Annotated in this window: 21 protein-coding genes, 1 tRNA gene and 1 pseudogene; 17 read left to right on the top strand and 6 right to left on the bottom strand. The window is 67.4% G+C overall.

Features of this window, described 5'->3' with window-relative positions; translation table 11 throughout:
• The first annotated feature begins 35 nt into the window (after positions 1-35).
• The 4 genes and pseudogenes from ACFWJW_RS20660 (at position 36) to ACFWJW_RS20645 (ending at position 3313) form a co-directional block, all read left to right on the top strand.
• Positions 36-767, top strand: coding sequence for a GntR family transcriptional regulator (locus ACFWJW_RS20660; RefSeq protein WP_387243261.1), 732 nt, complete (start codon positions 36-38; stop codon positions 765-767).
• Positions 764-1111: a hypothetical protein gene (locus ACFWJW_RS20655; protein ID WP_387243137.1), complete on the top strand. Its 348-nt coding sequence runs from the start codon at positions 764-766 to the stop codon at positions 1109-1111. The genes ACFWJW_RS20660 and ACFWJW_RS20655 overlap by 4 nt, the downstream gene beginning before the upstream one ends.
• Before the next feature lie 1230 nt (positions 1112-2341).
• Positions 2342-2465, top strand: a pseudogene (locus ACFWJW_RS20650) (IS5/IS1182 family transposase); the annotation flags it as partial.
• A 101-nt stretch (positions 2466-2566) separates the two neighbouring features.
• Positions 2567-3313 carry a hypothetical protein gene (locus ACFWJW_RS20645; protein ID WP_387243134.1) on the top strand — a complete coding sequence of 249 codons (747 nt, stop codon included), beginning with the start codon at positions 2567-2569 and terminating at the stop codon, positions 3311-3313.
• A gap of 844 nt (positions 3314-4157) precedes the next feature.
• On the opposite strand, the gene ACFWJW_RS20640 is transcribed toward ACFWJW_RS20645, so the two are convergent.
• Positions 4158-5942, bottom strand: coding sequence for an AIPR family protein (locus tag ACFWJW_RS20640; protein ID WP_387243131.1), 1785 nt, complete (start codon positions 5940-5942; stop codon positions 4158-4160).
• Positions 5943-6519: 577 nt separating this feature from the next.
• Positions 6520-6987 (bottom strand): NUDIX hydrolase, encoded by a 468-nt coding sequence (locus ACFWJW_RS20635; RefSeq protein WP_387243128.1) that lies wholly within the window; start codon positions 6985-6987, stop codon positions 6520-6522.
• Positions 6988-7005: 18 nt separating this feature from the next.
• Here ACFWJW_RS20635 and ACFWJW_RS20630 point away from each other — a divergent pair, with 18 nt between their 5' ends.
• The 10 genes from ACFWJW_RS20630 (at position 7006) to ACFWJW_RS20585 (ending at position 13943) form a co-directional block, all read left to right on the top strand.
• Positions 7006-7785 carry a GntR family transcriptional regulator gene (locus tag ACFWJW_RS20630; RefSeq protein ID WP_387243125.1) on the top strand — a complete coding sequence of 260 codons (780 nt, stop codon included), beginning with the start codon at positions 7006-7008 and terminating at the stop codon, positions 7783-7785.
• A gap of 139 nt (positions 7786-7924) precedes the next feature.
• On the top strand, positions 7925-8281 hold the full coding sequence (locus tag ACFWJW_RS20625; protein ID WP_030988949.1) for a hypothetical protein: 357 nt from the start codon (positions 7925-7927) through the stop codon (positions 8279-8281).
• A 2-nt stretch (positions 8282-8283) separates the two neighbouring features.
• Positions 8284-9639: an FtsK/SpoIIIE domain-containing protein gene (locus ACFWJW_RS20620; RefSeq protein WP_387243121.1), complete on the top strand. Its 1356-nt coding sequence runs from the start codon at positions 8284-8286 to the stop codon at positions 9637-9639.
• Positions 9640-9721: 82 nt separating this feature from the next.
• A complete protein-coding gene (locus ACFWJW_RS20615; RefSeq protein WP_387243118.1) occupies positions 9722-10402 on the top strand; it encodes a DUF2637 domain-containing protein in 681 nt (226 codons plus the stop codon).
• Positions 10403-10420: 18 nt separating this feature from the next.
• A complete protein-coding gene (locus tag ACFWJW_RS20610) occupies positions 10421-10612 on the top strand; it encodes a mobile element transfer protein (RefSeq protein ID WP_088798616.1) in 192 nt (63 codons plus the stop codon).
• 17 nt (positions 10613-10629) lie between these two features.
• A complete protein-coding gene (locus ACFWJW_RS20605; protein WP_109891880.1) occupies positions 10630-10785 on the top strand; it encodes a hypothetical protein in 156 nt (51 codons plus the stop codon).
• Positions 10786-10808: 23 nt separating this feature from the next.
• Complete coding sequence (locus ACFWJW_RS20600) at positions 10809-11105, top strand: SpdD-like protein (protein ID WP_387243113.1); 297 nt, start codon at positions 10809-10811, stop codon at positions 11103-11105.
• 89 nt (positions 11106-11194) lie between these two features.
• Complete coding sequence (gene repSA / locus ACFWJW_RS20595) at positions 11195-12607, top strand: replication initiator protein RepSA (RefSeq protein WP_387243110.1); 1413 nt, start codon at positions 11195-11197, stop codon at positions 12605-12607.
• Positions 12604-12792, top strand: coding sequence for a helix-turn-helix transcriptional regulator (locus tag ACFWJW_RS20590; RefSeq protein WP_387243107.1), 189 nt, complete (start codon positions 12604-12606; stop codon positions 12790-12792). Before repSA ends, ACFWJW_RS20590 begins: the two co-directional genes overlap by 4 nt.
• Positions 12792-13943 (top strand): tyrosine-type recombinase/integrase, encoded by a 1152-nt coding sequence (locus tag ACFWJW_RS20585; RefSeq protein ID WP_387243104.1) that lies wholly within the window; start codon positions 12792-12794, stop codon positions 13941-13943. The genes ACFWJW_RS20590 and ACFWJW_RS20585 overlap by 1 nt, the downstream gene beginning before the upstream one ends.
• A gap of 102 nt (positions 13944-14045) precedes the next feature.
• Here ACFWJW_RS20585 and ACFWJW_RS20580 read toward each other — a convergent pair.
• Positions 14046-14119 (bottom strand) — tRNA-Thr (locus tag ACFWJW_RS20580).
• A gap of 176 nt (positions 14120-14295) precedes the next feature.
• Here ACFWJW_RS20580 and ACFWJW_RS20575 point away from each other — a divergent pair.
• From ACFWJW_RS20575 to ACFWJW_RS20565, 3 genes are all read left to right on the top strand, one after another.
• The gene (locus tag ACFWJW_RS20575; protein WP_387243100.1) at positions 14296-15432 is read left to right on the top strand and encodes an ABC transporter ATP-binding protein; all 1137 of its coding nucleotides are present in this window, start codon (positions 14296-14298) and stop codon (positions 15430-15432) included.
• Positions 15433-15732: 300 nt separating this feature from the next.
• On the top strand, positions 15733-16149 hold the full coding sequence (locus tag ACFWJW_RS20570) for a hypothetical protein (protein WP_387243097.1): 417 nt from the start codon (positions 15733-15735) through the stop codon (positions 16147-16149).
• Positions 16150-16179: 30 nt separating this feature from the next.
• On the top strand, positions 16180-16908 hold the full coding sequence (locus ACFWJW_RS20565; RefSeq protein ID WP_387243095.1) for an NDP-sugar synthase: 729 nt from the start codon (positions 16180-16182) through the stop codon (positions 16906-16908).
• A 293-nt stretch (positions 16909-17201) separates the two neighbouring features.
• Here ACFWJW_RS20565 and ACFWJW_RS20560 read toward each other — a convergent pair whose 3' ends face one another.
• The 3 genes from ACFWJW_RS20560 to cysS form a co-directional block, all read right to left on the bottom strand.
• Complete coding sequence (locus ACFWJW_RS20560; RefSeq protein WP_387243258.1) at positions 17202-18827, bottom strand: DoxX family membrane protein; 1626 nt, start codon at positions 18825-18827, stop codon at positions 17202-17204.
• A 160-nt stretch (positions 18828-18987) separates the two neighbouring features.
• Positions 18988-19944: a 23S rRNA (guanosine(2251)-2'-O)-methyltransferase RlmB gene (rlmB, locus tag ACFWJW_RS20555; protein ID WP_387243092.1), complete on the bottom strand. Its 957-nt coding sequence runs from the start codon at positions 19942-19944 to the stop codon at positions 18988-18990.
• Between the two features lie 128 nt (positions 19945-20072).
• Entirely contained in the window at positions 20073-21467 is a 1395-nt protein-coding gene (gene cysS / locus ACFWJW_RS20550; RefSeq protein ID WP_387243089.1) for a cysteine--tRNA ligase, read from the bottom strand.
• Between the last annotated feature and the right edge of the window lie 40 nt (positions 21468-21507).

Raw genomic sequence — 21507 nt, 5'->3', positions numbered from 1 at the left:
GCCCTACGCGCGCTGAGAAGGTGGTGATGCAGTCCATGCCTTCTCGCCGTCATGTCGTCGCTGATGACATCCGCGACAAGATCTCGACCGGCCAGTTCAAGGCCGACGAATGCCTGCCTTCTGAGGCGCAGCTCGCTTCTCGCTACGCAGTCAGCACGGCGACGCTGCGGAGTGCCCTCGCAGTCCTCCAGGGCGAAGGGCTCGTCGAGAAGATTCACGGCAAGGGCAACTTCGCCCGCTACCCCCGTCGCAGAGTCATGTACGTCGGCGGCGCCTGCACACTCCGGACGGAGTCCTCGCCCGAGTCAGCGTTACGCGTCAGCGTCCAAACCACCAACCTCCAGGCGCGCGGTCAACTGACCAGCCTGCTGAGGGTGCCGGAAAGCAGCCCACTCACCGAATTCCTCTGCCTCAGCCATGAGGGCGAGTCACCGCACAGCCTCGCTCGTCTCTACGTACCTCGCGACCTGTCGCCGACCGACGTCCCCACCGAATCGCACTGCTGCAAGAGCATTGAGGCGAAGCTGGCAGAACTCCGCCCGCCACTGGCCGAGGTCCGAGAAAGAGTCAGCGCTCGTCCTCCGACACCAGAGGAAGCCGCGACTCTTCGCATCAGCTCGACTCTGTCAGTGCTGGCGATCACGCGCGTGGCGGCCGACCGCACGGGACGCGTGGTCGAGGCGGCGCTCCTGGTGCTCCCAAGCGACCGCGCCGACGCATTCTTCACCACCCACCACATGACCGACGAGAGGACAAGCGGAGAATGACGACCCACAGCGAGCTGCGGCTCCTCCCGTGGTCAGGGCCCGAGGGCAACCCCTGCTACTTGAGCACCGAGAGCAGAGGCGGCTACCTGTCCCGCCTGGCTGACCACACCGAAGCGGTGCAACTGGAAATGGCAGCGGAACTGCTGGAGCACGCGGTCGAAGTACTCGACGACGAGGAGCCGGAGCTGAACGAGCTGCGACTCCTGACCATGGACATGACTGAAGCCCTACGCGACGTGCGTCGTGTAGCGATCAGCCGCGGTCACCGCCTCCCGGTAACGGATCCTTCCGCTTGCGAAGGAGGCGACGAGGGCCCTCGACTGCCGGCGGCTGCCTTCGGCTAACAGCGACACGTCGAATGGTAGGGGAGTCCCAGATTGGGTGTGGACTCCCCTACCGTTCGATCTGCCTCTCTATAGCAGCCGCTGCCTTTTGCGAGCGATCCTGAGGTCGCGCGGTGGTTCACGGCAAGCTTCTATTGACGAGGGCAGTTGAGGGTGCCGCCAGCCTTGGACGGTCACCTCGACGGCACGCCAGCAATAGCCAGCACGTGGAGTAACAGGCGGCATCACACCAAACCGTTGACGGCAGATGAGAATTTTTGCCCACATCAGGCACCATAGGAATGAAATTGGATAACACAATCACGGTTGCGATCATTGCAGCTTCCGCGTCGGCCATCGGTTGGCTCGTTAATCACGTCCTGTCCGAAAGAGCAGAACGGAACAGAGGAAAGCGTCAGGCGCGCCTGATACACATCGAAAAGCAGCTCGAAGAGCTATATGGCCCACTATTTTTCCTGATACATGAGGGCAGCTCATCATTTAAAGACTTCAATGAAACAGTCGGGCGCGGGTTCGTTTTCACGAACGATGGAATTAGCCAGGGAGATCTTGACGCGTGGCTATTCTGGGTCGACAACGACCTAATGCCAAGGAATTGTGCAATCCAAATCTTGCTATCCAGCAAGGCGCATCTAATTGATTCGCCACGAATGCCTCGATCTTACTTGGACTTCCTCGATCACCATAACTCTTGGCGCGTAAGTCATCTTCGCTGGAAGGAAGAGGGGGTTCCCTATCGATGGCATTCGAGGACGAACTGGCCTGACGAGTTTGAGCGTGACATCGTGAAAACTTACGAGAAGTTGAAGTGGCACCAGGAGGAACTTGCTGGAATCCTAGCGGGCACTTAAGGGCCTCATTATTGGTTTGTCGCCGTAGCGTTGCTTCCCCGAAGGTTCCGGCCACGCCCTGCATTTCACACCTGCGCAGCCACCCCCTTGGCTACCGCCCTAGGAACGAGGTTGCGCGGATCGACGGGCGTGATCCGCGAGTTCCTCGCCACAGACGGAGTCCGGCCGCGACACTTCTGCGCTCCCAGATGCCCCGTGAGTCCCCGTCCGTTCTGGCGCGAGAGTGACACGTCTCTGAGGGAGTGACCTCATCGTCCCGAACCCTCGACTGGGGGGCATCGGGGTCAGCAACCACCACGACCGCAGCCACCGCCAGCACCTATCAATGGCCGACCTGGATGGCTGCCGCGTCCGCTGCCGACTGCCTCCGCGGTGCAGTACGGGCCTGTCGCCGGTCGACCGGGGCCGGGTCGGCTCGGAACACCACTTGATCACCCACGGGCACGTTCCCGCTCGCCATCCTGCTGACCGGCGGCAACCGTAACGACGTCACCCGGCTCATGTGGTCCACTTTTCAGAGAACATATTCCGTCTGCGGCGTCGAACGAGGAGGCTCTGCCCGGTCACGCGTTCGGCCGATGCCCTGAGGCGATACCTAGGAGTCATGCCTACGATCAAGGCGGGACTGCAACTCAATGATGCATTCGCGCAGGAGGTCCGCGAGATGTCCAATAAAATCACGGTCACAGAACAGCTCCGCGCAGTAGATGTATCCAATCGATGCACGCGACTACTTTCCTTGGACATGATCTGGACTGGTCGAATGACTAGGGTCGATCACGATGACTTCAGCTTCGAGGAGTTGGCCCACGTTGCCCGGGAAATGGCGACAGAAATCATGGGCATCCGGGATGAGTTGCCCTTCGTGCGCGAGTTCGCCAAGAATGTCTCTCAGGAGATGGACAGCATCAGTACCGACCTTGTGAAGTCGCTGGGGCGCATCGCAGACGACATGGCTGACTACATCACCACATACGGCCCGAAGGAAGCCGATGAGCTTCTCCTGAAGGCAGACATCCTGGTCAAGGGCGAAGTTCCGGATGGAGATCTTCCGAGGCGCTTTTGGGGCGCCGTGTCCGCCGTCGGAGGGGTCCTGACCATCGCGGGGGGCGCTGCCTGCGTAGTTGTACTGGGCCCTGCTGGACTTCCGATCCTCACGGCTGCGGGGATGGTTGGTGGCCCCCTCTTGGGAGCCGGAGTCGGCGTGCTTCTCGAAGATAAGGAACAGAAGAAGCGGGTGGACGAGGAAGAGAGGAGGATGGCGAAAGAAGCGGAGGAAAGGGAAGAAAGGGTGAGGAAGGAACTAGAGAAGTCTAAGAAGAAGGCGCGCAAGAAGAAAGACGACGAGTAAGTCGGGGTTCTTAAGGATCTTGGTTTGCAGTTCAGGGCGGCGCCACGCATGCGTGTCTCAGCGGTCGTCACTGGTCGTCGTTGATCCCTGTTTAGCGACCTCGGACGGCCCAGGGAGACGGCCCAACCGTGGCACTCCGTGGTTCAGCAGCCGTTGCACATTGGAGAGCGCGACCATGGGGAAGCGCTCGATGCCCTCCCAGTCGACGCCGAGTTGCTGAAACGCATGGATTACGCTCTGCCGTGCGGCTCCAGAGCCGCCGTCACCCAGCACGATGAGGCGCAGTCTTCGAACGACAAACCACCTTGGCCGGCCCGTCGCCCATCCTCCTCGTCACAGGCTTCCCACCGGCGCTGGGGGGACATTTGTCTTTGGTCTCAAGCCGGAAGTGCACCTTCACGTACGGGCCGCAGTCGGGATTCGTCATGCTGCCAAGGATGCCCAGTTTCACAATGCTGTCCGCAGGAAGGTCACCGGGCGCATCTGCGCAGAGTTGGAGGCGGGTTCGCCTGTGCCTCAGCCGACGACAGCCAGCCACGACGGCGAGTGCGCCGACCGATCAGGCGCGCGTGTGTCTCGCTGCGCCCCCACCGGCCTCAGCCGCGCTGCCGGGGTGTGCTGTTGACCAGGGCATGCCGCGACCAGACCTTCGGACCCTCAACTTGGGAAGCTCAAGGGAACATTCGTGCCTACAGTGCTGCGCTGAGGCGGAGTCAGGGCAACGTACCCACTCGTTGCATCCGTTGGTCCGCTTTCCCCGCAGGACCTGGCACGCCCACAGCCGCATGCCAACCGTGGGCGGGTCCCCAATCCATCTCATTGCGATAGCCGTTACTGCTACCCTTTAGGCGCGCCTACCCCTTCTGCGGCTTTCGGAGTTAGGCTGTGGGGTGCGAGTGTGAGAGAAGTTCATACTCGCAATCAGGTGTTTCGTGAAGGGTTGCCGCTTCGTGGCATCTGAGGCCGAGCTATTCGACTGATCAGTGTATTTATCGAGCTCTCGCTTGACCTTGATCCCCGATGCCTCAAGTTCCGCCTCGGAAAATTCTCTATCCTGCTCGGCGAGTTGCGCAATATCCCGCCAATGCGAGGGATTTTTCCCAATCGTCTTCATGATCAACGTGAAGGCAACGAAGGGAGCCAAGTATCGCCGCTCTGGGTACTTGGTTTGAGACTTTCCCGACTGGAGATACTCGTCGACTTGACGCAAGACGCGGGCAGACCAATAAAAGAGCTGCGGGCTGGCCTTAGGGTCGAACGTCTGCCGATAGCGAGCATCCTCGGCCAGCAGCGAGTTCGGCTTACCGCGGGCAACTTCTGGTCGCCCATAGGCAATCGCGTACATCGCTTGGCCAAGGTATGGGATGCTTACAATCTTGCTGGGATCCTTCCCGAGGTTGCGGTAGTACCCTTTGCGTCGATCATAAAACAGCCCTTTTGCGCTAAAGTAGGCTTCAATCCTGCGTTGAATCTCATCTGTGGCGCGCAGTGATGCATCTGGGACCGGTGTTTGGCGATTGGTGGCCCGAATAATCTTGTCACGCACTGCATCGTCGCTTGCTTTAATCACGCGCACAAGAATCTTGCGGTCATCGGAAGGAAGGTCCTCACCCTTCTCTGTGCGTTCTTTATGCCAGTTGAAGATAGTGTGCGAGGTCTGAAGGCCGTTAACGATCTGAATGTTCTTCAGCGCGAAAGTCTTCCCTACACTATGCGCCTCTTCGCAAACAATAGTTACGCCATTATTCAGCCACCAGAAGTCGGGACTGTGACTTTCGTTGAGGGAATTCAAAATCTCTTTATTGACTGCGACTTGCCCTTGATAGTCTCGAACATTAGCTTCAAAAATGTGCCTCCTAAGCGCTAGGTTCTCGTCGGTGATTAGCCCAACGAAGCTCGATAGGCGAGCCAAGGCGACGTACGATTCACCACTTGTCAACACCTCATCGCATTCAAGAGTAAGGGTTTCGGCTTTACGCGTGTCATACATGCGCCAGAGTTCGTCAGCCCCAAGTAGGTCCACACTGACGTCGGCAGACGGAAGCTTTAGGAGAATTTCTTCTCGGAGGCGATCAGCTCGGCTGGTCACGTTAACATTGGCTCGATTTGCGAGACCACGGCTTCCAAGCACCACCTTCACGGATACCTTGGGCCTCCTAACCAGTAGGTTCTTGTAGGCGGACCGAAAGATGGAAATCTTTTCGATTACCGGCTCGTTCAGTTCGTCGGACAGCTCATTAAGCTCGGTCCCTAGATCAAGGGCCGTTGGCAGAATGGACTGAAGAGCCGATACGGATGTCTGGGTGAAGCTTTGACTGAACTTCGACTGAACGACGTAAAGAGCTAGCTCAAGCCCCTCTGGTAGCTCTCGCGCAGCCTGCTCATCTTCGACCACCTGATGGTCGATTGGAAGGATGCTTCCTTCCAGGAAGGTGTAGATGGCATCGACACCTCCATCATTTGACCCATCAACGATTCCATCACTGATGGCATCGAGGGTCACTTCTTTATCGCGCAAAAGCAGCCAAGCGAGAAAGATTTCCCATGCGTCAGCATCCGACATATGGGCGGCGTTCTGCCCTTTCCACTGCTCGTAGACGGTCGTAATCAGCGTTTGCGCTCCGGACACTGTCTACTCTCCCCATCAAGCCTAATCGGGCGGTAAGCAACTCGTAGTGTACGGACGACATCTGACGATGTCTCCGTATTCAATCGTTTGGGCGAGGCTTAACTGGGTGCACACCTGACGTGAGGTCAGTGGGGCGGCTTCGGCTGGTGTCCTGCCTGGTTAGGGGTCGAACATGATCAGGAGGGCATACGCTTGCCAGCAACTCGGGCAGGCTTGTGAGCTGCCCGGAATTCGAACGAGTGGCCCCCTGGTCTTGCTCGACGTGGGACCCGAATCGGGGAGGTGGGTAAAGCCGTGGAGCCGACCGCCCCCACCCCCGGCCTGGTCTTTCGCCCCTTGTGGGCGCGGGCGTCGACGGCGCGCGGCCCCGGCGGCGAAGACGAGGAGGGAGCCGTGCGGCGGCGACGGCCGGCGCCGCCGCGCTGTGCGCGGCACCTCTGATCTCTGATCTGACTGCTTGCAGTTCCAGGAGGCCGGGAACGTCAGCGCTCCTGCGCCAACGTGTGGTGTGCTCCTGAGCTTCCCTACCTCGGGCCAGGTAGCGAGCGGAGCGAGCCTTGATGAAGTAGGGAAAGTTCTATCGCACCGGCGTCAGTCGCTTGCCGTCATGGCTTCGCACATGAGGGCCCGCCCCGTCCAAGGCATCCAGGAACCGGACCGCGTAGACCTCGGACATGGACTCCGCCACCTCGTTGGGCGTGAGCCAGGTGACCGCCGTCGACTCGCTGGAGGTGCGCTCCTCGCCGCCTACCGGCTTGCAGCGGAAGACCAGGGCCACGATGCCTCGTGTCGTGTTCTTGTAGACCCCGGTGAGCTCGTCGACCTCGACGTGGATGCCAGTCTCTTCCCAGACCTCGCGCCGTACGCCGGCCTCCGGGGCCTCTTCGAGTTCGAGCACGCCACCCGGGAGTTCCCAAGCGCCGTTGTCGGCCCGCCGGATCGTCAGGAGTTTGCCGTCCTCGCGGACCACGACCCCGGCCACCGACACGGAGTGCAGTGGCGTTGACTGGGCTTTCGCGGCGCTGTTACTCATGTACAGGAGCATAGGAGGATGGGAAGAATTATGGGAACCGCGGTAGGAGGGGGCAAGGCCGTACCTCGATACGTGCAGATCGCTGACGACCTCGTGCAGCAGATCAGGGCTGGGGTGCTCAAGCCCGGCGAGATGGTGCCGAGTGAATCGGAGCTGGTCGAGCGCTATGGCGTCTCAGGCGGCACGATCCGGAAGGCGATGGTGGAGGTCCGTGCGAGCGGCCTGGTGGAGACCCGCCATGGCAAGGGCTCGATCGTGAAGGACCGGCCGCCGGTACGGCACCGCTCTTCCGACCGCTTTCGACGCTCGCACCGGCAGGGTGGCAAGGCCGCGTATCTGGCGGAGTCCGCGCAGTCGGGAGCCACGGCCAAGGTCAGCGTTCTGTACATCGGTCCCATGGAAGTCCCGGAGGACGTGGCCGATCGCCTCGGGGTCGAGCCCGGCACTCAGGTCCTCGCCCGCCGGCGGTTGTACTTCCGTAACGGCACTCCAGTCGAGACGGCTAGCTCGTACCTGCCGTGGGACGTCGTGAAGGACATCCCCGAGCTCTTCGCTGAGAACCCCGGCGGTGGCGGCATCTACGCCCGACTCGAAGACCACGGGCACGAGTTCGCGGAGTTCGTCGAGACCTTGCAGGCCCGGTCGGCCTCCAAGGCCGAAGCGTCCGAGTTGGCGCTCAGCCCTGGTGCCCCCGTGGTGCATCTCGTCCGTGAGGCGCTGACGACGGAGGGCCGCGTGGTGGAGGTCTGCGACACCCTCATGGCCGCTGACCAGTTCGTTTTCAGCTACCGCATCCCCGCTACGGACTGACGCCCGCTCAACTCTCCTCAGCCCGCCCCGACTTCTCCATCGAGGCGGGTTGACTCATGTACAGGAGTCAGGCACTCTTCTTCATGTCACTCATGTACATGAGTGACAGAGTTCAGCATCTATAGAGGAGTGATCAGTAGTGCGTCAGATCCCCGTCGACACCTCCGCCGCGACCGTGATGGTCGCGAAGCAGCCGCAGATCAAGGTCAAGGACCGCCGTACCGGTGAAGTCGCCCTCGACGTCGAGACCGGGGCGAAGCTGATGACCGTGGACGTGATGTTTGCCGCCAACGACGCGGTGGAGATCCTGTCCGTCACCGTCCCTGAGAGCGGGGTCTCCGGTGAGCTGGGCATGGGTACGCCGGTGGCGCTGACCGGCCTGATCGCCCGTCCCTGGGAGAACGAGTTCAACGGGCAGAAGCGGCACGGAATCGCCTTCCGCGCCGTGGCCGTCACCTCGCTCGCCGCCGGCGGCTCGCAGGCTGAGGCGGCCTGATCATGGCCCGCCTCTCGGTCGTACTGCTGCTGGTCGTCGCCACCGCTCTCGTGCTGCGGTGGCGGCGTCCCGCCTGGTACTGGATGACCTTCGGAGTCGTCCTCGCCGCGCTGCGCGTCTTAGTCCGGTACGCCTCGGTCATGGACGCCTGTGGCCTGGCGGTCCCGCCCCCGCGCTGGCGGCTCGCGCTCGCCCGCTTGACCGACCGCCCGGCCCCCGAGTCACGTGCCCCACGCATCCTCCGTCTCCGGCCGAGCCGTACCGGGCTCGTCCTGCGGCTCAAGCTCCGTCCCGGCCAGGACGTTTTCGACCTCTCCTCCGCCACCGACCGGCTCCGGCACTCCTTCGGGATGTACGGCGTCACCGCCCGGGAGATCCGCTCCGGGGTCGTCGAACTGCGGATGACGGGCTACGACGTGCTCAAGCGCGTGCAGATGCCCGCCAAGATCGACCGCGCTCCGATGCGTGTACCCGTCGCGCTGCGCGAGGACGGATCGGTCCACTACCGCGACTACCGGACCGTCCCGCACGGGCTCACCCTCGGCGCCACCGAGTCGGGGAAGTCCGTCTACCAGCGCAACCTGGTGGCCGGTCTCGCCGCTCAGGACGTCGCGCTCGTCGGTATCGACTGCAAGCAGGGGGTGGAGCTGTACCCGCTGGCTCGCCGCTTCTCCGCCCTCGCCGACAACCAGGACACCGCTCTCGATCTGCTCGAAGCCCTGGTCGCGCACATGGAGTCCGTCTATCAACTCGTCCGCGAGGAACAGCGCATCAGCGTGAACGTCCCGGACGCGGAGATCGCCGCCGACATCTGGGATTTGGCCGAGGACCTGCGTCCCACGCCTGTTGTGGTCCTGGTGGACGAGGTGTCCGAACTCGCGCTCTTCGCCTCCAGGGAAGAGGAGAAACGCCGGGACCGGATCATCATCGCGCTCGTCCGGCTGGCCCAGCTCGGCCGTGCTGCCGGCATCTACCTGGAGATCTGCGGCCAGCGCTTCGGCTCCGAACTCGGCAAGGGCATCACCATGCTCCGGGCCCAGCTGACCGGCCGGACCGCGCATCGCGTCAACGACGAGGCCAGCGCCAACATGGCCTTCGGCGAAATCAGCCCGGACGCCGTACTGGCCGCCATCCAGATACCCGCCGACGCCCCCGGCATCGCCATCGTGGGTGACTCGACTGGTGGCTGGTCTCGCATCCGGGCCCCGCACACCTCGCTGCGCGAAGCAGTGAACCTCTGCAACAAGTACGCCGACCGCACGCCGGACCTGCCGGTGCTCGCGCCCTTCCGGCCTGCTATCGCCTCGTCGAACTCCGACGCCGTGGTGCTCAACAAGGCGTCCACCACGACTGCCTGACCCTCCCGCTCCCAAGGTCGGCGCTACCTCGATGCGCCACGTCCCTACCCCCTCCATGCCAGATTCCGGAAGGAGCACCGACATGGGACGCATCCGCCCGGACGCCGTCCTCGTACAAGCCGTCATCGCCGGAGCGCTCTCCTTCGCCCACCTCCATGACCTGGCCGCCGCTGCCGGACAGGACGGCTGGAAGGCGTGGGCCTACCCGATCAGCGTCGACCTGCTGCTGGTCGCGGCCTGGCGGCGCCTCCGCAACGACGGCCCGTCCCGGCTCGCCTGGTGCTGGTTCGTGATCGCCCTGGTGGCCTCGCTCGGCGCCAACGTCGCGACCGCCGGGTTCCTCGACCTCCGGCACCCGCCCGCCTGGCTCCGCTTCGGCGTCGCCGGATGGCCGGCACTCGCCTTCCTCGGTGGGACTCTGCTGGCTCATACACGGGGTGCGGCCGAGCCCGCCGATTCTGCCCCGACGGCCGACGTGGCTCCGGCATCCGCTCCCGTACCCGCTCCGGTCCCGACAGCTGAACCTCCGTCCGAGCCGCCCGAGTTGGACGCCGTCGACCTCCCCTCGGCGGAACCACCCGCCGAACCGCACCGGTCCGCCCCCGCGCCTGCCCCCGTCCCGGCCGCGCTCGTCGCCCACGCCCGCAAGGTCGCCGACGAGCACCGCGCCCGGACCGGAGACCAGATCGACGTCGACACCCTGCGGGCTCGCCTCGGCGTCCCGCCCCAGCTCGCCGACTCCATCGCCGCCCAACTCACCTGATCAGCAAGGAGAACCACCATGCCCGCCCGCGACCACTTCCACTCCGTCATGCGGATCGGCCCCGTACAGATCGGCACCTACCGCGACCGCTACGGCCGCACCAAGCACGCCGCTGTCTGCACCGCCGACCGCTGCGGCTGGTCCGCCGACTTCTCCAGCCGCTCGGCCGCCCAGCTCGCCGCCCGCACTCACCGCTGCACCGTCCGCTGACCAGCTGAGGAGATCCCATGGACGTCCCGCTCTGGCTTGCCCTGATCGCCGTCGGCTACCTCGGCATCAAGCTCATCCGCCCGCCCTGGTGGCTCGTGGCCGTGTTCCTCCTCGGCGGCTACCTCCTCGCCGACAGCTTCCTGGCCTCCGCCATCGACACGGCCGTCAAGTAACGCCCGCAGAAGGGAGATCCACCATGTTCCGTCCCAAGGTCCCGACCAACCCGACGCCGACCGGGCTCGTCATCCAGCCCTCCGTCGAACCGATGCACACGCCGCCGCCGGCCCCGGTCGGTCAGTCCTCGTCCCGCCCCGCGGTTCAGCTCACGCCCGGCAACGCGCTCGCCCTCCTCGGCGGCGGCACGGCCGTGGCCCTGGTCGTCGGCGCCGTCCTGGTCTCGATGCTCCTGGCGGTCGCCATCAGCGGGGTGTCCGTCGCCGTCTGCGCGGTCGTCCTCCGCTCGCTGCTCGCCTCCGGGCGCACGCACCGCTGACCGGCTCCCGGGCGGCCTCAACCGCCAAGTCTCCGCCGCCCGGGAGCCGTGCTCCTGCCCGAACCACAGATCCGGAAGGAAGCCCCATCATGACCGACCGCACCCACGTACGTGGGAGGTCGCCCGTGCCTGACGCACTCCTTGACCCGACCACCCTCGGCGACCTGCTGAGGGTAGCTTCGGCCCCCGACTACGACCGCTGGGCAGACCAGATCCACCGCACCGGCGGCTGCTCCGACCCCATCCACCTCACCGGCTGGACCCTCACCAAGGACCGCACGTCGGGCGAGACCCTGCACCACTACTCGACCGCGTCTGAACCCGGCGGACGCCTCCGCCTCGCCTGCGGCAACCGCCGCGCCTCCCGCTGCCCCGCCTGCGCCTGGACCTACGCCGGGGACACCTACCACCTCATCCGCGCCGGCCTCGCGGGAGACGACCGCCGAGACATCCCCGGCACCGTCCGAGACCACCCCCGCGTCTTCACCACCCTCACCGCGCCCTCCTTCGGCCCCGTGCACAACCGGCCCGACCGAGGCGTCTGCCGCTGCGGCACGCATCACGGCACGAACGATCCGGCACTCGGCACCGCCCTGGCTCCCGAGACGTACGACTACGCCGCCGCCGTCCTGTTCAACAACCACGCGGGCGACCTCTGGCAACGCTTCACCACCCGCCTCCGCCGCGAACTGGCCGCCCGCGCCGGCCTCACCCAACGCGACCTCAAAGAATCGGCCCGCCTCTCCTACGGCAAGGTCGCCGAGTTCCAGCAGCGCGGCGCCCTCCACTTCCATGCCGTGATCCGCATCGACGGACCGGACGGGCCCGGAACACCACCGCCGTCCTGGGCAAGCGTCGACCTACTGACCAACTCGATCCGCGCCGCCGTCACACACTCCTACACCTCGGTCACGGCCCCGGCCGCAGGCGACCAGCCCGCCCGTACCTTCCGCTGGGGCACGCAGCTGGACGTACGGCCGGTCAAGGCATTCGACGACAACTCCGACATCACCGAACAGGCCGTGGCCTCCTACGTCGCGAAGTACGCGACCAAGGCCGCCGAAACCACCGGCACCCTCGACCGGCGCATCGGCGAACTCGCCGAACTGGACCGCCACCAGGTCCCCGAACACACCCGCTGCCTGATCACCGCGTGCAAAACCCTGGACCCGCTCTACCCGGATCGCCGCCTCTGGGCCTGGGCCCACATGCTCGGCTTCCGCGGCCACTTCTCCTCCAAGTCCCGCCGCTACTCGACCACCCTCGGCGAGCTGCGCGCGGCCCGCGCCGACTTCCGCGCCGCCCAGGAACACCAAGCCCTCGGCCTCAAACCCCCGGAGCCGGACACCGTCCTCGTCCTGACCGACTGGCAGTACGCCGGCCACGGCCACACCCCCGGCGAGTCCGCCCTCGCCGCCACCATCGCCCGCGACATCCAGACCAACCGCGAAACCGCACGCCAAGCCCGTGCCGAGCTCGAAGCCGAGGAGGACTGGACATGACCACCGACACCAGCCAGTTGCTGACCGTGCCTGAGGTCATGGCGCAGCTCAAGTTCGGCCGCTCCAAGGTCTACGACCTGATCCGCTCCAAGCGCCTCATCTCCATCACCGAGGGCCGCGCCCGCCGCATCCCCGAGAACGCGCTGCACGACTACATCCGCAACCGGATCGAGGAGGCCGCCTGATGTCACAGCAGCGCAAGCGCAACCCCAACGGCGCCGGCACCATCACAAGGCGCAAGGACGGCCGCTACCAGTGCGCGGTATACGTCCTCCAGCCCGACGGCACCCGGGCCCGCAAGTTCGCCTACGGCAAGACCTGGGCAGAGTGCGACGCCAAGCGCCGCGAACTCCTCGCCAAGGTCGACGGTGGCGTCCCCGTCCCCACCCGGTCGGCCAAGCTCGCCGAGTGGCTGCCGTACTGGCTGGACAACGTGATCAAGCCGAACCGGAAGCGCAGCACGTACAGCAAGTACGCGATGCACGTACGGCTCTACCTCGTGCCTCTGCTCGGCACGAAACGGCTGGAGACCCTCGGCCCGCGTCACGTCCGAGTGTTCCTCGCCGACGTTGCCCGCAAGTCCTCCCCCGCAACGGCCAAGGAAGCTCACCGCGTGCTCCGCACTGCCCTGACAGCAGCCACCCGGGAGGAGTTGGTCACGCGCAACGTCGCCTCGCTCGTAGAGGCCCCCAAGGTCGTCAGCCGCGAGACCACGCCCTGGTCGCTGGACGAGACGCTCACGTTCCTCGAAGAGGCCCGCCGCGACCCGCTCTACGCGGCCTTCGTCCTCGCCATCGCGATGGGCCTCCGCCGCGGTGAGGTTCTCGGCCTGCGCTGGTCGGACGTGGACCTCGACGGCCGGGTGATCCGCATCAGCAACCAGGTGCAGCGCATCGGCGGCGAGCTGTACCAGGACACCACCAAGACCGGGAAGATCCGCCCCGTACCGCTGCCCCTGATCTGCCTGGCCGCTCTCCGCTGGCACCGGCTCCGCCAAGCCCACGAGGCAGAGAAGCGGAGCACCAAGATCGACCCAGCCGGCCTCGTCTTCACCACCCGCTCCGGTCGCCCCATCGAGCCGCGGAACCTGAACCGCTCCTTCTCCCGGCTGACCGCCTCGGCCGGCCTCCGCACCATCCGTCTCCACGACGCCCGGCACGGCTGCGCCACCCTGCTCACGGCAGCCGGCGTCGCTCCCCGCGTCCTGATGGAGATCCTCGGCCACAGCCAGATCAGCATGACCATGGACGTCTACACCCACGTCGCCCAGGACACCCAACGGGAAGCGATCAGCCACATGGACCGGCTGCTGAAACGGCGGCTCGACCGAGACTGATCACGGCTGACGGGCGACCGACCGTCCCCGTTGATGTCACCCGTAGATGTCAGAAGCCCCAGGCCACATCCGGCCCGGGGCTTCTTCCCTGCTCAAGCTAAGAGCCCCCTGTCGGATTCGAACCGACGACCTTCGCTTTACAAGAGCGGTGCTCTGGCCAGCTGAGCTAAGGAGGCGTGCGTGAAGCAGTGTACCCAGGCGCGCCGGATGCCGGTTCCCATTTCGTGACTGCCGGGCTACTGACATCGGGGCCCGCCGCGGGTAGCGTCACGGAGAGTCCATATCAGTGGACTACACCACTCCTTTTACTCGGATCGTCCGGCACGTTCCTGCCGGTGAAGGGACTTTCACCATGGCTACGGTCACGTATGACCAGGCAACCCGCATCTACCCGGGTTCCGACAAGCCCGCCGTCGACAAACTGGACATCGCCATCGAAGACGGCGAATTCCTTGTTCTGGTCGGCCCCTCCGGATGTGGCAAGTCCACCTCGCTGCGGATGCTCGCGGGGCTGGAGGACGTCGACGGAGGCGCCATCCGTATCGGGGACCGCGATGTCACCCACCTTCCGCCCAAGGACCGGGACATCGCCATGGTGTTCCAGAACTACGCGCTGTATCCGCACATGACGGTCGCCGACAACATGGGCTTCGCGCTCAAGATCGCCGGCGTGCCGAAGGCCGAGATCCGGCAGAAGGTCGAGGACGCGGCCAAGATCCTGGATCTGACCGAGTACCTGGGGCGCAAGCCCAAGGCGCTGTCCGGTGGCCAGCGGCAGCGGGTCGCGATGGGCCGGGCGATCGTCCGGGAGCCGCAGGTCTTCCTGATGGACGAGCCGCTGTCCAACCTGGACGCCAAGCTGCGCGTGCAGACCCGTACGCAGATCGCGGGGCTCCAGCGCCGGCTCGGGATCACGACGGTGTACGTCACGCACGACCAGGTCGAGGCGATGACGATGGGCGACCGGGTCGCCGTGCTCAAGGACGGCCTGCTCCAGCAGATCGATTCGCCGCGGAACATGTACGACCGGCCGGCGAACCTGTTCGTGGCGGGCTTCATCGGCTCGCCCGCGATGAATCTCGTCGAGGTGCCGATCACCGACGGCGGGGTGAAGTTCGGCAACAGCGTCGTCCCGGTCAATCGTGAGGCGCTGGCCTCGGCGGCCGACAAGGGCGACCGGACGGTGACCGTGGGCGTGCGCCCCGAGCACTTCGACATCGTCGAGCAGAACGGCGCCGCCGCGCAGTCGCTGTCCAAGGAGTCCGCGGACGCGCCCGCCGGTCTGGCCATCACGGTCAATGTCGTCGAGGAACTCGGCGCCGACGGCTATGTGTACGGCACCGCGGAGGTCGGCGGCGAGGTCAAGGATCTCGTCGTACGGGTCAACGGCCGCCAGGTCCCGGAGAAGGGCAGCCGGCTGCACGTCGTGCCGCGGGCGGGCGAGACGCATGTCTTCTCGACCTCGTCCGGGGAGCGCCTCACCGACTGACACGGGCGGAGAGCGAACGTGGCGGCGGTCCCGGGCACGTCCGGGGCCGCCGCCGCGGCGTTCGCCGGCAATAACTCCCGCACCGCCGCCGCGCCCCCGCAACCGACCCCCGCACCGCCGCGGCATCCGCCGGCAACAACTCCCGCACCCCCGCCGCCAAGCCCAAGTCGGCACCATAGGGACATAACCCGACTTTCCGCACCAGTGCGTCAACCCCACAACCGCACCGACGAGCCATTGCGTCCCCCGATAAGGTGACCAAATGTCGCCAAATCATCACTCCTCGCTACGATCGCGACCGTGAACTCCGCAGCCCGCCGCATCGGCAGAACTCTCGCCCTCGTCCTTCCCGTCGTCCTGGTGCTGTCCGGGACCCTCGCCGTCACCGCCGTCCCCTGGGCGTCGACGGCCACCGACTCCCAGGTACTGACCGCGGCCGCCGGCCAGGCCGTCACCAAGACCGCCGCCCGCGCCCCCGAGGAGGCCCTGCGCAAGCGCCTCCTGGTCGAGCTCCAGGAGAAGGACCCGGGCGTCGCCCTGACCCACCTCCAGGAGGCGACCACCAAGCGGCCCTCGCTGGCCAAGCACTGCGTCTCCATCGCCCGTGACCTCGGCCGCGCCGCGGTCGCCAAGTACGGCGCCGCACACCGCGCTCAGGCATTCTCCCGCCCGGTCTGCGACACCTCCTTCGCCACCGGCGTCGCCGCCGCCCAGTGACCCCCGCTCGCACCGCATAGGGTGCGATCCATGACAGGTGCCCCGCATCCCTACCCCACGCAGGCCGTGGTCCTGGCCGGCGGCCAGGGCTCACGTCTCCGCCCGTACACCGACGACCGCCCCAAGCCGATGGTCGAGATTCCCGGCACCGGGACCCCGATCATCGGCCACCAGCTGAACTGGCTGGCCGAGGAAGGCGTCACGGACGCGGTCATCTCCTGCGGGCACCTCGCCGGAGTACTCCAGGACTGGCTGGACCGGGCCGAACTCCCGTTGCGCGTCACGACCGTTGTCGAGACCGAGCCGCTGGGCCGCGGCGGCGGCCTCAAGTACGCGGCCGGCTCACTGCCCCGCCCGGACGAACCCTGGTACGCCACCAACGGCGACATCTGGACCCGCTTCCCGCTCCGCGACATGGCCGCCTTCCACCACGAGCGCGCCGCCGAGGCCACCCTCGCGCTGGCCCGCCCCCACATCCCCTGGGGCGCCGTGGAGACCGACGCGTTCGGGCATGTGCTGGACTTCATCGAGTCGCCGCCCTCGCCGTATCTCATCAACGCCGGCGTCTACGTCTTCTCCGCCACCTTCACGGGCCTGCTCCCGGACCGCGGCGACCACGAGCGCACCACCTTCCCGCGCCTCGCCCGCGAACGCCGGCTGGCCGGCTTCCCGCTCCCCCAGGGCGCCTACTGGCGCGCCATCGACACCGCCAAGGACCTCACCGAGGCCGCCAAGGAGCTGAGCGCCCAGGGGCGTTGAGCGGGCGCAGGCGGGGCGGGGGCGGGCAGGGCGGGGGCGGGCCCCTGGAGCCCGGAAAGTCGTACGGCACCTCCGCCCTCCCACCACGGCCCCCACGGCCCCCACGGCGCCGCCACGTCGGCCGTACGCCGCGTCCACCCGCCGCCCTCGGCCGTGCACGACATCCCCCACCGGCCTCCGCCGTCCCCACACAACGACTGTCCCCGACCGCTCCTCCCTCCCCCTGACGGCCGGTGCAGAAGAGCCGTACGGGGAGATCGGGGCGATCGGGGACGGTGTGGGAGCGGTGGGTGTCAGCCCAGGAGGCCGCCCAGGGCGTCGCGGCCGGAGTCGCCTCCGGAGTCGCTGCTGCTGCCGCTGCTGCCGGTGGTGCCGCCGCCGGTGCCGCCGGCCGAGGGCGGCACCCGGCTCGGTACCGGGGCCCGACGGGACGGCACGGTCTGCTGCGGTGCGCTGGTGGTCGCGCCGGGCTGTTCCGCGAGGCCGCTGCTGCTGCCCGTCGCCCGTCCGGTGCCGGGGGCCGAGGCGGCCGGGGTGCCCGGCTTGCGGGCCTTGTGCGAGGCGCCCGCGGAAGGCGTCCCGGGGCGCGGTGCGGCGCTGCCGGTGTGCCGGTGGCCGGGCCGGGTGGCGCGCTTGCCGGGGCGGGGCAGCGGGGAGCCGGGCAGGTTGTTGATCGCGGGCTCGCCGGGCCGCGGTACGGGCGCGACCGTCGCGGACCGTACGGCGCCGCCGAGCAGCGAGCCGATGAGCAGGGTCAGTCCGGCCACCATCGCGGTCATCACGGCGCCCCGGCGCAGCACCCGGCGCCGCAGATCGGCCACCTCTACGCGGGGGCCGAGCCGCCGCCATGCCTCACCGGCCAGCCGTCCGTCCATGGAGTAGACCGGGGCGCCCGCGATGATCAGCGGGCTCCAGGCGGCGAGGTAGATGATGTCGGGGGCGTCGTAGGCGGGGACGGTGCGCCAGCTGACGGTCATCAGCAGCGCCGCGGACAGCAGCGTGCCGATCGACGCGGCGACCCGCTGCCACAGTCCGCAGATGGTCAGCACACCGACGACGACCTGGAGGAAGGCGACGGTCAGGCCGGCGCCGACGGGGTGCGAGACGGCGAAGTCGCGGAGCGGCACGGCCAGCGCCCAAGGGTCGAGCGACAGCAGCCACTTGACCATCGAGCCCCGCTCGCCGCCGTCGAAGTAGACGGGGTCGCAGAGCTTGCCCATCCCGGCGTAGACGGAGATCAGGCCGAGGAAGATGCGTAGCGGCAGCAGGACGACGCCGAGGTTCATCCGGCGGCCGGGGTAGTACGCGTGCCGCACGGAGTCGGCGCCCCGCCGGCCGCCGGGGTCGTAGCCGTCCGGCGCCTCGAACCGGTCGTCCTCGTAGCCGTCGTCGAGCGGACCGCGGCTGCCGTACGAGGTGCCCCGGTAGGGGGTGTCGTAGCTGTCGGCGTACGCGCTGCCCACGGGGCGTACGCCGCGCAGCAGCTTGGTGTCGTTCTGGGCGGGGCCGCGCTGGCCGATCACGGTCTGGGCGGGGGGCGCGTCGTCGAGGCGGACCCGGGGCAGGACCTGGGTCGTGCCGACGTCCTCGCCCGGTCCGTCGAGGCCGATGCCCGCGTCGCGTACCGCGTGCAGGAGTTGGGTGGTGGCGCCGGCCGTGCCGCCCGGTGCGGTGCGGCCGCTCCACACCACGGGCGCCCGGCGTCTGGCACCGGCGGACGGGCCCCGGCCGGCGGGGATGTGCGCGGTGCCGGCCATGGCGCCGCCCGCCGCGGGCGCGGCGAGCTGTACGCGGAAGCTGGCGTGGTTGACGATGACCTGCGCGGGATCGCACGGCACCTTGACCGAGCTCAGGCCCGGCTCGTCATCGAAGCCCGGCGAGCGTCCCCCCGTAGGCGTGCGGGGTGTTCTGGTGTCCACGCTCATCTAACCGAGTGACTCGCGTGAAAGACACTGCCTTGACCGGGTCGATCTGTCCGAGACCCGTCAAAGGGGCACGGGATCCGGCGAAGACGTACGGAGGGTCAGGCCGTGCCCCGGGGTGGCGCGGCGGTGTGCCGGACGCCCCGGGGCACCGTACTCAGCCGCGGCGGCGGGCCGCCTCCCACAGGACGACACCGGCCGCGACACCGGCGTTCAGCGACTCCGCGCCGCCCGGCATCGGGATGCGCACCCGGACGTCACAGGTCTCGCCGACCAGCCGCGACAGGCCCTTGCCCTCGCTGCCGACGACGATCACGACCGGGCCGTCCAGCGCCTCGACGTCCTGGAGTTCCAGCTCGCCGTCCGCGGCCAGCCCGACGACCGTCAGACCGGCCTTCTGGTACGACTCCAGGGTCCGGGTCAGGTTGGTGGCGCGGGCGACCGGCGTACGGGCCGCGGTGCCCGCCGAGGTCTTCCACGCACCGGCCGTCATCCCGGCCGCCCGGCGCTCCGGCACGACCACGCCGTGACCGCCGAAGGCACACACGGAGCGGACCACGGCGCCGAGGTTGCGCGGGTCGGTGACGCCGTCGAGCGCGACGATCAGCGGGTCGTCACCGTCGTCGAAGGCGGCCGCGGCCAGGTCCTCGGGGTGCGCGTAGTCGTAGGGCGGGACCTGGAGGACCAGGCCCTGGTGGTTGAGGCCGTTGGTCATCCGGTCCAGCTCGGGGCGCGGCGCCTCCATCAGATTGATGTCGCCGCGCTCCGAGGCGAGCTGGAGTGCGGCGCGCACCCGCTCGTCGGTGTCGATGAACTGCTGGACGTAGAGGTTCGTCGCGGGCACGCCGTCGCGCAGCGCCTCGAAGACCGGGTTACGGCCGACGACCAGCTCCGCGGTGCCCTTGGCGCCGCCGCGGCGCGGGGCCGGGCGGCGCGCCGCGGCCTGCTTCGCCTGGGCGTTGGCCACGCGGTTCTTGACGTGTCCCTTGCGCGCGGAGGCGGGCGGGGTCGGGCCCTTGCCTTCCAGGCCCCGGCGCCGCTTGCCGCCGCTGCCGACCTGCGCGCCCTTCTTGTTGGACGTGCGGCGGTTCCTGCGCTGGCTGTTGCCGGCCATGGGTCACCTGTTTCTTCACTGCTCTCGACGTCTCGCGACGTGGAGTGGGGACGTACGTATGGAATGAGTGTCGCCCGCGGCCACCGGGGCGGTCGAATCCGGGTGGCCGGTGACGGGCGGGACGGGGGTCAGGACAGCGACCAGCGCGGGCCCGAGGGGGTGTCCTCGATGGCGAGTCCGGACTGCTGGAGCTGGTCGCGGATGGCGTCGGCGGTGGCGTAGTCCTTGCGGGAGCGGGCGGCCTGGCGCTGGTCGAGGACCAGGCGGACCAGGGAGTCGACCACGCCGTGGAGGTCGTCGCCGCGGTCCGTGCCGCCGCCGGACCAGCGCTCGTCGAGCGGGTCCAGGCCGAGCACCCCGAGCATCGCCCGCAGCTCGGCGAGCCGGGCCACCGCCGATTCCTTGTCGTCGGCGAGCAGCGCGGAGTTGCCCTGGCGGACGGTGGTGTGCACGATCGCCAGCGCCTGCGGGACGCCCAGGTCGTCGTCCATCGCCTCGGCGAAGGCCGGCGGCACCTCGGGCGCGGGCTCGACGACGCCGGCCTTCTCGACCACGCGCTGGATGAAGCCCTCGATCCGCGCGAACGCGGACTCGGCCTCCCGCAGCGCTTCCTCGCTGTACTCGATCATCGAGCGGTAGTGCGGGGTGCCCAGGTAGTAGCGCAGCACGATCGGGCGCCAGTGCTTGACCATCTCCGAGACCAGCAGGGAGTTGCCGAGCGACTTGGACATCTTCTCGCCGCTCATGGTCACCCAGGCGTTGTGGGTCCAGTACGCGGCGAAGTCGTCGCCGTACGCCTTGGCCTGCGCGATCTCGTTCTCGTGGTGCGGGAAGACGAGGTCGACGCCGCCGCCGTGGACGTCGAAGGCCGAGCCCAGGTACTTGTGGGCCATCGCCGAGCACTCCAGGTGCCAGCCGGGCCGGCCGCGGCCCCAGGGGGTCTCCCAGCTGGGCTCGCCCTCCCTGGCCGCCTTCCACATCGCGAAGTCGCGCGGGTCCCGCTTGCCGGTCTCGCCCTCGCCCTCCGGCTGGCGGAGGTTGTCCAACTCCTGGTTGGACAGCTGGAGATACTCCGGGAAGGACTTCACGTCGAAGTAGACGTTGCCGTCGGCGGCGTAGGCGTGGCCCCGCTCGATCAGGCCGCGCATCATCTCGATCATCTCGGGGATGTGGCCGGTGGCGCGCGGCTCATAGGTGGGACGCAGGCAGCCGAGGGCGTCGTAGGCCGTGTTGAAGGCGACCTCGTTCTCGTAGCCGATCGACCACCAGGGGCGGCCCTGCTCGGCCGCCTTCTTGATGATCTTGTCGTCGATGTCCGTGACATTGCGCACGAACGTCACGTCGTAGCCGCGGTGGGCGAACCAGCGGCGCATGATGTCGAAGTTCAGTCCCGACCTGATATGCCCGATGTGCGGGGCGGCCTGCACGGTCGCGCCACACAGGTAGATCGAGACACAGCCCGGCACGAGCGGGGTGAAGTCGCGAATCTGCCGGGCGCTGGTGTCGTACAGGCGAATCGTCACGGAACCAGGGTAGTCGGAACGAGGCAGTGCCCCGCGACCC

This window comes from Streptomyces sp. NPDC127097 (genome assembly GCF_042724075.1).
In the GTDB taxonomy this organism is placed as follows: domain Bacteria; phylum Actinomycetota; class Actinomycetes; order Streptomycetales; family Streptomycetaceae; genus Streptomyces.
This window is presented reverse-complemented; position numbering and strand designations above follow the sequence as displayed.

Bases quoted from the DNA above. Each gene is read 5' to 3' on its own strand.
- ACFWJW_RS20660 (WP_387243261.1), top strand. From the start codon at position 36: ATGCCTTCTCGCCGTCATGTCGTCGCTGATGACATCCGCGACAAGATC.
- ACFWJW_RS20655 (WP_387243137.1), top strand. From the start codon at position 764: ATGACGACCCACAGCGAGCTGCGGCTCCTCCCGTGGTCAGGGCCCGAG.
- ACFWJW_RS20645 (WP_387243134.1), top strand. From the start codon at position 2,567: ATGCCTACGATCAAGGCGGGACTGCAACTCAATGATGCATTCGCGCAG.
- ACFWJW_RS20635 (WP_387243128.1), bottom strand. From the start codon at position 6,987: ATGCTCCTGTACATGAGTAACAGCGCCGCGAAAGCCCAGTCAACGCCA.
- ACFWJW_RS20630 (WP_387243125.1), top strand. From the start codon at position 7,006: ATGGGAACCGCGGTAGGAGGGGGCAAGGCCGTACCTCGATACGTGCAG.
- ACFWJW_RS20620 (WP_387243121.1), top strand. From the start codon at position 8,284: ATGGCCCGCCTCTCGGTCGTACTGCTGCTGGTCGTCGCCACCGCTCTC.
- ACFWJW_RS20615 (WP_387243118.1), top strand. From the start codon at position 9,722: ATGGGACGCATCCGCCCGGACGCCGTCCTCGTACAAGCCGTCATCGCC.
- ACFWJW_RS20610 (WP_088798616.1), top strand. From the start codon at position 10,421: ATGCCCGCCCGCGACCACTTCCACTCCGTCATGCGGATCGGCCCCGTA.
- ACFWJW_RS20605 (WP_109891880.1), top strand. From the start codon at position 10,630: ATGGACGTCCCGCTCTGGCTTGCCCTGATCGCCGTCGGCTACCTCGGC.
- ACFWJW_RS20600 (WP_387243113.1), top strand. From the start codon at position 10,809: ATGTTCCGTCCCAAGGTCCCGACCAACCCGACGCCGACCGGGCTCGTC.
- repSA (WP_387243110.1), top strand. From the start codon at position 11,195: ATGACCGACCGCACCCACGTACGTGGGAGGTCGCCCGTGCCTGACGCA.
- ACFWJW_RS20590 (WP_387243107.1), top strand. From the start codon at position 12,604: ATGACCACCGACACCAGCCAGTTGCTGACCGTGCCTGAGGTCATGGCG.
- ACFWJW_RS20585 (WP_387243104.1), top strand. From the start codon at position 12,792: ATGTCACAGCAGCGCAAGCGCAACCCCAACGGCGCCGGCACCATCACA.
- ACFWJW_RS20575 (WP_387243100.1), top strand. From the start codon at position 14,296: ATGGCTACGGTCACGTATGACCAGGCAACCCGCATCTACCCGGGTTCC.
- ACFWJW_RS20565 (WP_387243095.1), top strand. From the start codon at position 16,180: ATGACAGGTGCCCCGCATCCCTACCCCACGCAGGCCGTGGTCCTGGCC.
- rlmB (WP_387243092.1), bottom strand. From the start codon at position 19,944: ATGGCCGGCAACAGCCAGCGCAGGAACCGCCGCACGTCCAACAAGAAG.